This is a genomic window from Sphingomonas sp. PP-CE-3G-477 (genome assembly GCF_003050745.1).
Taxonomy (GTDB): domain Bacteria; phylum Pseudomonadota; class Alphaproteobacteria; order Sphingomonadales; family Sphingomonadaceae; genus Sphingomonas.
This window is the reverse complement of sequence record NZ_QAOF01000025.1, coordinates 1-5368: the sequence shown is the minus strand read 5'-3', so window position 1 is coordinate 5368 and position 5368 is coordinate 1. Positions and strand designations below refer to the sequence as shown.

The window sequence follows — 5368 nt, the reverse complement described above, 5'->3', positions numbered from 1 at the left end:
AGGTCGCGCACCTCAAGGCCGACGACATCGACAGCAAGCGCATGCTGATCCGCATCGAGGAGGGCAAGGGCCGCAAGGACCGTAACGCGATGCTGCGGCGCAGTGTCCTGTTGCCGCACGGCTGGCTGTTCCCGGGGCGTAGCTACACCGATCCGATCTCGACCAGACAGCTCCACCGCGCCGTTCATGAGGCTGCCGAGGCGGCCGGGTGCGGATTCCGGGATCATCGCGCGCAGCATTCCGAGGTGATGGCGATCAGCGTTCCGAGATGATGGCGATCAGCATTCCGGGATCATCGCGATCAGCGTTCCGATTAGATCGCGATCAGATGCGGAGTGTTTTGGTGGTGAGATCCGGTCGTCGCAGGCTGCTTCTTTTCGAGGAGCAGCCAATGCCGACGGAGCGAATTGCGATGCGCAAAGTGCGCGAGATTTTACGGCTGACGTATGATGCCGGTCTTCCTTCGCGGGAGGTAGCGCGGCGCGTAGGCGTCGGGAGCACGGGCGTCCGGATGATGCTGCAACGCTTTCGCGCGTCGAAGCTGGAATGGCCGCTGGCAGACGGGCTGACCGACACGGCACTCGAACTCGAGTTGTACGGTGTAGCGGCAAAGCGAGGCTCGGAGCGGGGCCGGCACGAACCCGACTGGGCGGTCGTGAACCGGGAACTCAAGCGCAAGCACGTTACGCTGCAGTTGTTGTGGGACGAATACATCGAAGCTCATCCCGACGGCTATCGGTATAGCCGGTTCTGCGAACTGTACCGCTCCTGGGAGGGGCGGCTTCCGGTGACGATGCGGCAGACGCATTTGGGCGGGGACCGGATGTTTGTCGACTATGCTGGGGATACGGTGTCGGTGGTGGTCGACCGGCTGACCGGCGAGATCCGCGAGGCTCATCTTTTCGTGGCTGTGATGGGCGCTTCGAGCCTGTCGTTTGCGTGGCCGACCTGGACCGAGACCCTGCCGGACTGGACGGACGCGCACGTCAGGGCCTTCGACTTCTTTGGCGGCGCGTCATGGATGACGTGTTCGGCGATGGTCTCGATCAACATCTGTGGATCCCACCATCCCTAACCTATTACGGTCCCGAGCGATCCGGGCCGCCGCTGACCAAGGCGCTGATCTTCTCATCCTGGTCGATGGTGCCCGATGCGATCGCGTCAATCCTGTCCTACGAGGCCGAACGCCGTATGGGCGTCGGCGCTTCGGGGCAGCGATATTTCGGTCATGTTCGCCCACGCCCCATCCAGTTCCGGCAAAATCAAGGGCGACTTGTCGCCATGCGCGCAATGCACCTGGTCTATCCGTCGCCGACCTTGGCGCGCCTTGCCGACCCTCTTGCGATTTTTGGAGCGTCGAACGAAACCCTGTCGGTCGAAGCCATGCGTAAAGCCGTCGCCGACCGCTTGCGCGAGAGCGTCGCCGCGCTCGCCGAGCGGTCAGGCGACACGGCAGATGGCCGCGATTGGGAATGGGCTGCCCCGGTCGTGATCGACGCCATGGCAAAAGCCAGCTCCGTCGCCTGGGTCAACTCCCCTGACGGCTTCGCCCTCCTCGGCAACGAAGAGGGTTTCAAGGAACATGTCGCCGAACTGCGGACTGTGACGACCGAACGCACCTTTGGACCCGTACCGGACACGCTGATTGACCTCCTGGTCGATGTTGCTCTCGGCAGCCCCGCAGTCTGTGCGCTGCGCGCCCTGCACCGGATCGCGCCCGATCTCGCTTGGGACGATCATCGACTGCTGAAGGCGGCGAACCAGATCGCCTGGGGTTTCCGCACGCTTTTCAACCAGCATGACGCCGTCGCCCTCCTACGCAAGGACGACGATGACCGCTATTGGCGCCAAGTGCTCAACTACGGCGTTGAGCATAACCTTCAGGCCGTTCTCGACGAGTACGTCCACTATCTGCTCGACGCCGAGGGCTTGGGCGCCAAGCCAGCCGTCGATCGGATCGCTGGGATCAGCAAGGCGATCTCGGAGGCGTTGGCCATTCGCCCCTCGCAGATCGATGTCGAGGATCCAACGGTCGACGGTAAGAAGCTGGTGATCAACAAGTTCCAGATGCGCGGGCGCTTCGCCATGCGTCTGGCCGACTACAAGGACGAGGAAGGCGGGGCTGCACGCCTCTCCAGCGTTCGCGACGCCTTCAACTCACCGTTCCGACCCTTCGCGCTGGCCACGACCTCCGTCGGACAAGAAGGCCTCGACTTTCACCCTTATTGCTATCGACTCTATCACTGGAACTTGCCCGGAAATCCCGTTGATCTCGAGCAGCGCGAGGGGCGTGTCCACCGCTTCAAGGGTCACGCCATCCGCCTAAATCTGGCGCATCGGCAGGTCGACGTGGTGCGTGGGCGCGAGACAGATCACGATGATCCTTGGCAGATCATGTTCGACGCAGCTCGCGCTGAGACCGAGAATGTCTCTGACCTCATTCCCTACTGGATCTACGAAGGTCCGGTGAAGGTCGAACGCCGCGTGCCCATGCTCCCGTTCAGCCGCGAGGTCCGACGACTCGAATGGCTCAAGCGGAGCTTGACCGTCTATCGCCTCGCGTTCGGGCAACCGCGTCAGGAAGACCTACTGGAGTATCTTCACAGCCTCATGGGAACCGCCATGGCGGCAGATGATCTCGCCGACCTGCAAATCCGGCTCCAACCGTAATGTCGCGCCGCTCAGTCGCCTTCAGCGGCAAGTGCCGTGCAGCGTTCCCCGACCAAGGCGATCACCTTGTCCTGCGCTGTTTTGGCGGCCTCAGCCTCGGCCGCGAAGGCAGGTAGCTGAAGCCCCTGCGCCCGGTCGGCCACACGCGCGGTCAGGTCCGCAATCGCAGTCTCGGCATCTCCGGCAGATACGCCGATTGTCCGCGCCAGCGCGAGGAAGTCCTGGCGCGTCAGACGGTCATCCTTGCCGTTAAGCTTGAGCGCCATGCGATCGCCCCCCAAACCCGGGAAGACGCGCGTGGTGACGGCGTCGTACAGCGGCGCGAAGCGCACGCTCGTGAAGACCTTGGCATCCACCTCGGCGACTTTGAGCACAGCGAGGTTCTTGAGATGCATATCGCCATCGGCGATGAGCCAGGCGAACACGGCCCGGCGGAACAGGATATCGAGATCGCTGGCCGGATCGGTCGACAGCGGTCGTAGGCCGCGCGCCATCCGCTCGATCGTTCCGTCGTATTTGGCGGACGCGGGAAGGTCCAGAATGGAGCAAAAGTCCTCCATCGCCAGACGCCGCTGATCCGCTGGCCCGCGACGGATATCGAACCGCTCGACGACCAGTGCAGGCGACATGCCATCGGGCATTTCCAGCAGCGCGGCATCGGGCACATCGAACCCGGCCGAGCGGCCAAGCTCCAGGCAAAGCCACTCGACGACCGGCAACGTCTCGAAGCCTGCCGTGCCAGCGGGCTTGAGGATATGGCTGAACGGCTGATCGATGGCCGGAACGAGGGCGCCATCAGGCATCAGGCTCATCGGCGCCTTGATCTGGACGCCCGACAGGCGCGGTGTTTCCGCGCGCGCGAAGATGCGCGCCAGATTCTGCTCGAAGGTCTCCTCGATCTCGCCCCGCGCCGGGCCTGCGTAGCGGCCCGTGAAGCGACCGGCGTCGATGTATCCAGCCAGTGTTGTCGTGAGAATGTCGGCAGGCAGTGCCGCCAGTTCCTCTCGACCCTCGACGATGACGATGTTCGACATATATCTCCGTCCGCGCCGGAGCGCCTCGCGTTCATCGCGTTCATGGAGAACCTGAGCCAACCAGCCCTCGGGCAGCAGCGATTCAATGAAGGACGGCAGCTTGCCCGGCGTGGTCTCGCGCACGAGGGCCGGTCCCGCTCGACGCCGCGGCTTCCAGCGCCATTCGAATCCATCGTGGGTCAGCCGGCCGAGCGGCTCCCCGTGCCAGGCGACGAGGAGATCGAGCGCTGCCTTGTTGACCGGCGCCTTAGCAACGCCCGGCTGAGCTAGCAGAAAGCGTTCGGCGCCTTCACCTTCGCGATACCATTCGTTCTCACGCGCCAGCACCCAGACAGCGTCGGCCGCGGCTTGGGGCGTCCCATGCTCCTCCACCAGACGCGCCGCCATCTGCGCACGCATGTCGGCGGTAACCGCGCTCGCATGTTCGCTGCGCAGGCGGAACGCTTCGAGAAAGCGCTGGCGCGGTGATGAGGCATCGATGCGTAATTCGCCCAAGTCGTCGCCGATGACAGCGATCGCCGTCGATGGATGCTTCGGCGCTTCGTTCTGGATGATCTCGAGCGTCCGCAACCGCGTGCGCTGGTTGCGGCGGCCGCTGATGAACAGCCGCCCGTCGGGCGTCGGCGCGAGTAGCGCTGCACTCGCCGACGACAGATAGGCGTTGGGATAGAGATAGTGTGCAATCCGGACCGCATGACCGAGGATCGTCGCCTCGATATCCCCTTGCTGATCGACGTAAACCCCGCGGACGAGCTGGATCAACTCACCGGCCTGCGCGCGCTGATGCGCGCGCTTGGCGTCAATTGTTTCACCGACTAAATGAAGAGCCATAGGATTATCTCGCATCTCAGATGCGCGTTAATTCCACCATCCAACTTCTGATGCAAGAATTATCACGCATCTGAAATGCGCGATAATTCCGTGAGTGCAGCGGCTGAAAAGCGCCGGCCCGGTATGATCGGCGCGCTCCAAAGCGATCATGCCGCGATCCATTCGGCCATGGACCCGCCGATTTCCACGCCATCGCCGCCGCGAGCCCTACGCCGGTGCGTTCGCTCTTTTCATGTCGGGTCTATCGGCTCCAATCGGCATCAGACGCCAATCTCGTTGGAGTAGAGTTATGTCGACGAAATCTGAGGCCCTCAAAAAGCGGATGATCCGCCATGAGCTTCGGCAGATCTTACCGCTGGCCGACACCACCATCAATGAGATGGAACAGCGCGGCGAATTCCCTCGTCGCTTTGCGCTCACCCCGCGCTGTGTGGTGTGGGATCTGGCCAGGTCGAAGCCTGGCTGACCGAGCGCTTGGCGACAGCCCGGCGATCGCCAATCGACCGGGCGCCGCATCCCGATGTGCGCAAGCGTAAGGCGCGTCCCGTCAAAGCGCCGGATTAGGCGCGAGCATAGGCATCGAGGGCGGAATCAGGACCGGCACGCGCTTCTTGCCCCGCCACCCAGGCATCGATGATATCAGACCATTCCTGCATCATATGCCGCCGCAGATGCTCGTACTGCGCCTTGTCAAGGGCCATCACAGTGCGATCGACATCAGCACGTTTCTCCTGCGTCTGACCGCGTTGAACGCCCGCGTCATGCGCCGGTTTGGCCGGTCGCGGCGTGAGCTGTTCGAGGAAATCGACCGCCCCTTGCTGAAGGCATTGCCG

General features: G+C 63.3%; 4 protein-coding genes and 2 pseudogenes. 4 read left to right on the top strand and 2 right to left on the bottom strand.

Features of this window, described 5'->3' with window-relative positions; translation table 11 throughout:
- From C8J45_RS18750 to C8J45_RS18740, 3 genes and pseudogenes are all read left to right on the top strand, one after another.
- Positions 1-272, top strand: a pseudogene (locus tag C8J45_RS18750) (hypothetical protein); the annotation flags it as partial.
- The gene (locus tag C8J45_RS18745) at positions 269-1075 is read left to right on the top strand and encodes a transposase (protein WP_146168674.1); all 807 of its coding nucleotides are present in this window, start codon (positions 269-271) and stop codon (positions 1073-1075) included. The pseudogene C8J45_RS18750 and the gene C8J45_RS18745, both read left to right, overlap by 4 nt.
- Complete coding sequence (locus C8J45_RS18740) at positions 1018-2670, top strand: hypothetical protein (RefSeq protein ID WP_181321296.1); 1653 nt, start codon at positions 1018-1020, stop codon at positions 2668-2670. Before C8J45_RS18745 ends, C8J45_RS18740 begins: the two co-directional genes overlap by 58 nt.
- 11 nt (positions 2671-2681) lie before the next feature.
- Here C8J45_RS18740 and C8J45_RS18735 read toward each other — a convergent pair whose 3' ends face one another.
- The gene (locus tag C8J45_RS18735) at positions 2682-4535 is read right to left on the bottom strand and encodes a HipA domain-containing protein (protein WP_107964656.1); all 1854 of its coding nucleotides are present in this window, start codon (positions 4533-4535) and stop codon (positions 2682-2684) included.
- 289 nt (positions 4536-4824) lie between these two features.
- Here C8J45_RS18735 and C8J45_RS19690 point away from each other — a divergent pair, with 289 nt between their 5' ends.
- Complete coding sequence (locus tag C8J45_RS19690) at positions 4825-5001, top strand: AlpA family transcriptional regulator (RefSeq protein ID WP_258191545.1); 177 nt, start codon at positions 4825-4827, stop codon at positions 4999-5001.
- Between the two features lie 94 nt (positions 5002-5095).
- On the opposite strand, the pseudogene C8J45_RS19460 reads toward C8J45_RS19690, so the two are convergent.
- Positions 5096-5368 (bottom strand): annotated as a pseudogene (locus tag C8J45_RS19460) (hypothetical protein); the annotation flags it as partial.

Coding starts and splice junctions, on each gene's coding strand:
- C8J45_RS18745 (WP_146168674.1), top strand. CDS start 269: ATGATGGCGATCAGCATTCCGGGATCATCGCGATCAGCGTTCCGATTA.
- C8J45_RS18740 (WP_181321296.1), top strand. CDS start 1,018: ATGGATGACGTGTTCGGCGATGGTCTCGATCAACATCTGTGGATCCCA.
- C8J45_RS18735 (WP_107964656.1), bottom strand. CDS start 4,535: ATGGCTCTTCATTTAGTCGGTGAAACAATTGACGCCAAGCGCGCGCAT.
- C8J45_RS19690 (WP_258191545.1), top strand. CDS start 4,825: ATGTCGACGAAATCTGAGGCCCTCAAAAAGCGGATGATCCGCCATGAG.